Origin of the sequence: Vibrio sp. 10N.222.46.A1 (assembly GCF_041473595.1) — a bacterium.
Taxonomy (GTDB): domain Bacteria; phylum Pseudomonadota; class Gammaproteobacteria; order Enterobacterales; family Vibrionaceae; genus Vibrio; species Vibrio tasmaniensis_A.
The window spans coordinates 1-370 of sequence record NZ_JBFRSN010001796.1; the positions used below are offsets into that span (position 1 = coordinate 1).

Genomic DNA, 370 nt, shown 5'->3' on the forward strand with positions numbered 1-370 from the left:
GTTCTGTATCTTAATCCCAAAGATCACGTAAATGATTTTAGTAAGAGACCAATTAGACTCATAAAAATGAAAGCCACGGTTTAATATCGTGGCTTACTAATTTAATTAACTTACTAATTACCAATTATCATTCACTATCAATTGGCAAAATTTACCAAGTAGAAAATCAAGCTTAGATGCTGTTGGCGCTTAAACGATGAAGGCCATAAATAGCATGATCTATGATACGGCCATTTAAGTTCTCGTTACGAGTTATGATACCTTCTAATGTGAAATGTAAGCGCTCACAAACCTTGCGACTACTCTGGTTGCCAGTTGCAGCTGATATCTCCACCTTTTCCATATCTAACTCATTGAAAGCAATATCAAT

General features: G+C 35.1%; 1 protein-coding gene. It reads right to left on the minus strand.

The genetic code is table 11. The features are described from left to right. Positions 1 to 172: 172 nt before the first annotated feature. Positions 173 to 370: GNAT family N-acetyltransferase (locus AB4496_RS29375; protein ID WP_372133657.1), on the minus strand; the 198-nt coding region annotated here is incomplete at its 5' end.